Origin of the sequence: Pseudanabaena sp. 'Roaring Creek' (genome assembly GCF_001402795.1) — a bacterium.
Lineage (GTDB): Bacteria > Cyanobacteriota > Cyanobacteriia > Pseudanabaenales > Pseudanabaenaceae > Pseudanabaena.
Genome location: NZ_LIRE01000161.1, coordinates 1 through 3,964, shown reverse-complemented (window position 1 = coordinate 3,964; position 3,964 = coordinate 1). Strand labels below are relative to the sequence as shown.

Here is a 3,964-nt window from a genome sequence, read left to right as displayed (position 1 = left end):
CGCTCAGCCAACGTTAGCTGAGCGAAGTCGAAGCTAGATAACTTTGGTGGGACATTTTTTATCCGCAGGAGCTTAAGGGTTTTCAAGTTAAGAAATGGCGTAGCCATTTCTTAACTTGCTATAACAGTGATGCTTTGCATCACTATTACAGAATTACAGAAAAAGTATTAAGCACAGATGTTAAGCGCATAAGTCCACTCCATAGTCTGACAAATGGGTGCGAATGCCCACGGTCTCAAAAAAGTCGCGAGTTTTGGCGATCGCACGATCGATTCGCGATTCTTCCGTACCATCAACAAGACCCCAAACGCGATCAGCGTATTGCAGTAGCTTTTGCCGCTTTCCATCGCGTTGAATCGTCAACAAGTTGGGTAATACGATCGCTAAGATTTGGGCGTGATCGATACCATGTAACGCCGTTAGCTCATGACCGATCGCATGATTAGCCCAGTCTTGGGGCACGCCAGCACCGATCGATCCACTCAAAGCCATCGTGGCACATCACATCAAATTAGCGCGAGCTTCATAAATGTGTAAGTTCGCCTAGCGAACTTTACACACTATAGCTAAAACGTCAGATCGTCCGATCGCGAACCAGAGTAGATCATGCCTTTGCTAAAGTTTACGCTTAGGGGTTCGCCATCGCGGATAAAGCCCGTGGCATTATGCACGCCAATTAATACGGGAACGCCAAGCTTTCGACCGATCGCTACGGCATGGGAGTCAAGGCTTGCCTCTTCGGTGATTACTGCGGATGCCTTGCGCATTACCTCGATATAGTCGGCATCAGTGCGATCGATGACGAGGATTTCACCTTCGTTAAAGTCGCGCACATCGAGATGGTGAAAAGCGACCCTAGCTCGACCGTGAACGATGCCCGAACCAATGCTTAAACCTTTACCGACCACCGATGACACGAACTCAACCTTGATCAGATCGGTCGATCCCGCTACATCCTGCAAAGTCCCTGCCGACATGACAACGAGATCGCCTGCGGAAAGCAATTTCATCTCTTGGGCGAGGTTGAGGGCTGCCTCAAAGTTTTGGCGAGCTGATGGTAAGGAGATTAATACCATCGGTTGTACGCCCCAAACCATTTGCAAGCGTCTCGCTACTTGAACATTGGGGGTAACCGCTAAAATGGGAATCGGTGGGCGGAACTTGCTGACGTTACGAGCCGTTGAACCCGTTTTCGTTAGGGTTACGATCGCTGCTGCCTTGAGTTGGATCGCAATATTACCTACGGCTTGACTGATTGCATTGGGAATAGCACGCCCCATACTTTCTAGGGGTTGCATTTTAAGATCCTGCTCTCTTTCAATGCGAACGGCAATTCTTGCCATGGTTTCCACTGCCAAAATGGGATATTTACCCACCGCAGTTTCGTTGGAGAGCATGACCGCATCGGTACCATCGATGATCGCATTGGCTACGTCGGAGATTTCCGCACGGGTGGCGCGAGGGTTGTTCACCATGCTATCGAGCATCTGTGTTGCCGTAATGACGGGGATGCCAAGGCGATTGGCAGTTTTAATCAGTTGCTTTTGGGCGATCGGCACATCTTCCGCAGGAATTTCCACCCCGAGATCTCCCCGCGCTACCATTACGCCATCGCAAACCGAGAGAATCGCTTCCATATTGGCGATCGCTTCATGCTTCTCGATTTTGGCGACGACGCTGGCTTTGCGTCCCGAAGCCGCAATCAAATCCTTAACTTCCAGTACATCTTCAGGTGTGCAGACAAAACTAAGGGCAACCCAGTCCACACCCTCAGAGAGTCCAAAGCGTAAATCTTCGCGGTCTTTATCGGTCATGGCACTGACCGATAAATGCACGTTGGGGAAGTTTACCCCTTTATTATTTGAAAGTGTGCCACCAATGACGACACGACAATAGAGATCGCCTAATTCTGCATTGACATCTTCAACGACCATCTCGACCTTGCCATCATCGAGCATGATGACCGCGCCAATGGGCACTTCCTCCGCTAAGGTGTCGTAAGTAATGCAACTAATTTCAGAATTGCCATCAACCTTGCGACTAGTGAGCGTAAATTTATCGCCCTTATTTAGGGTAATCGGTCCTTCTTTAAAGACTCCAAGGCGAATTTTGGGACCTTGCAAATCCTGCAAAATGCCAACGGGTTGATTTAATTCACTGGATACCTGACGAATATTGCAAATGCTGCGATGGTGATCGGCATGGGTGCCGTGGGAAAAGTTGAGGCGAAAAGTACTAGCGCCTGCTTCAATGAGCTGGCGAATCATATCGGGGCTACTGGTCGCGGGTCCAATAGTAGCAACAATTTTTGTGCGACGAAAAGTTTCTCTAACGGTCATGGATTGTCAGCTAACGGCGAACCTCAAACATACCAGAATCTCATGACAATTCTTCATGCGATGTCATTCTCTGGGGCAAGAGGAGCGTTCTCTCCCAGAAAATCCATTTGGTACAAAATTAAAATCGGTCATGGGACTTATCTATTAAGTAGCTAGGCTTAATTAATTACAAATCCAAACCCGTAAGGTTGCGCCCCTGCGGGGCGCAACCTTACGGGTTTGGGAATTTATTTTGCACAATTACTTATCTACTTTTGTGTTTCTTTTGTGTTTCTACAGCTAGGGCATAAAAAACATAAAGACGAATGGCGGAGCAAAGCGCCGCCATTCGTCTTTATGTTTTTTATGCCCTAAGCAAACCTTGCATTGCTATATTGTGTCAAAATATTAAGCGTGAGAGTAATTTTTGACCCAACCCAAATTTCTCGACCTACTGCGATCGCCCTTGGTAATTTTGATGGCGTACATGTAGGTCATCGTTGTGTGATTGCGCCTATTTTGCCCAAGGCGCTACGCGATCCAAGTTTAACCAGCACCGTTGTTTCTTTTTCACCCCATCCTCAAGAATTTTTTAGCCAAAAGCAGCGATTACTCCTCGCCCCCTTCGATGAAAAAGTCGCCCTGTTAAAGTTGCTGGGGGTCGAGCAGTTAGTTTTGCTGCCCTTTAATGCCGATCTTGCCAAACTTACAGCAGCAGAATTTATTCAGAAAATCTTGATTGATTCTCTCCAAGTTGAACTCATTAGTGTGGGCTTTGATTTTCACTTCGGACAAAAACGTCAGGGAAATGTTACCGATTTACATAATATTTGGGGCGATCGCTTGACGGTCATTCCAGAGCAGACAATGCAAATTAACGATCCATCACCAATTAGGATCAGTAGCTCCAATATTCGTGTTGCTCTGGCTAAGGGGGAAGTTGATCTTGCGAATGCTCTGCTTGGTCGTCCTTATAATCTTGTGGGCAAAGTCATCCAAGGCAAGCAGTTAGGGCGAACTATCGGTTTCCCGACTGCAAATCTTGATCTCCCTCCTCAAAAGTGTTTGCCCCGTGATGGGGTTTATGCTGTACGGGTAAATATTAGCTCTAGCTCTAAGCCCATATTTGGGGTAATGAATATTGGTTTAAGACCCACAGTAAATGGCGATCGGCGATCTGTGGAAGTGCATCTATTTGATTGGCAAGGCGATCTATACAATCAAGAGCTAAATGTAGATCTCGTCAAATTTATTCGCCCCGAACAGAAATTCGCTTCCCTAGATGCCCTCAAAGATCAAATTAAAGCGGACTGTCAGACAGCATTAGAGCATTTTGCGGTTTTGACTTAACCCACTAATAAAAAGCCTCAGACAAATTAAAAAGGTTTATTTTATTGACGTAGATTTTAGATGATCAGAGATTGCAGACTATTTTAGTTCGGATTTCCATTAAATATCGAACTCTTGATGAAATACCAGCAATTCTCATTATGAAAGCAAGCTAGTCAAACCATTGATATTAGGGTTATTGTTAATGTCATCAGGATGATCATGATTCATGCAGGGCAAGATCTTTGAAACAACAAGGATCGTTCGACACAATAGTAGGATTTTTTCGACAACTACTAGAATCATTGCCAGACAAG

Annotated in this window: 2 protein-coding genes and 1 pseudogene; 1 reads left to right on the top strand and 2 read right to left on the bottom strand. The window is 46.1% G+C overall.

The window, feature by feature from the left end; all coding sequences use genetic code 11:
• Positions 1–189: 189 nt before the first annotated feature.
• Together AC805_RS04970 and pyk are read right to left on the bottom strand one after the other, a co-directional pair.
• Positions 190–528: pseudogene (locus tag AC805_RS04970) on the bottom strand (iron-containing alcohol dehydrogenase); the annotation flags it as partial.
• 38 nt (positions 529–566) lie between these two features.
• Positions 567–2,339, bottom strand: coding sequence for a pyruvate kinase (pyk, locus tag AC805_RS04965; RefSeq protein ID WP_055074388.1), 1,773 nt, complete (start codon positions 2,337–2,339; stop codon positions 567–569).
• A gap of 393 nt (positions 2,340–2,732) precedes the next feature.
• Here pyk and AC805_RS04960 point away from each other — a divergent pair, with 393 nt between their 5' ends.
• Positions 2,733–3,668 (top strand): bifunctional riboflavin kinase/FAD synthetase, encoded by a 936-nt coding sequence (locus AC805_RS04960; RefSeq protein WP_055074387.1) that lies wholly within the window; start codon positions 2,733–2,735, stop codon positions 3,666–3,668.
• Positions 3,669–3,964 lie beyond the last annotated feature (296 nt).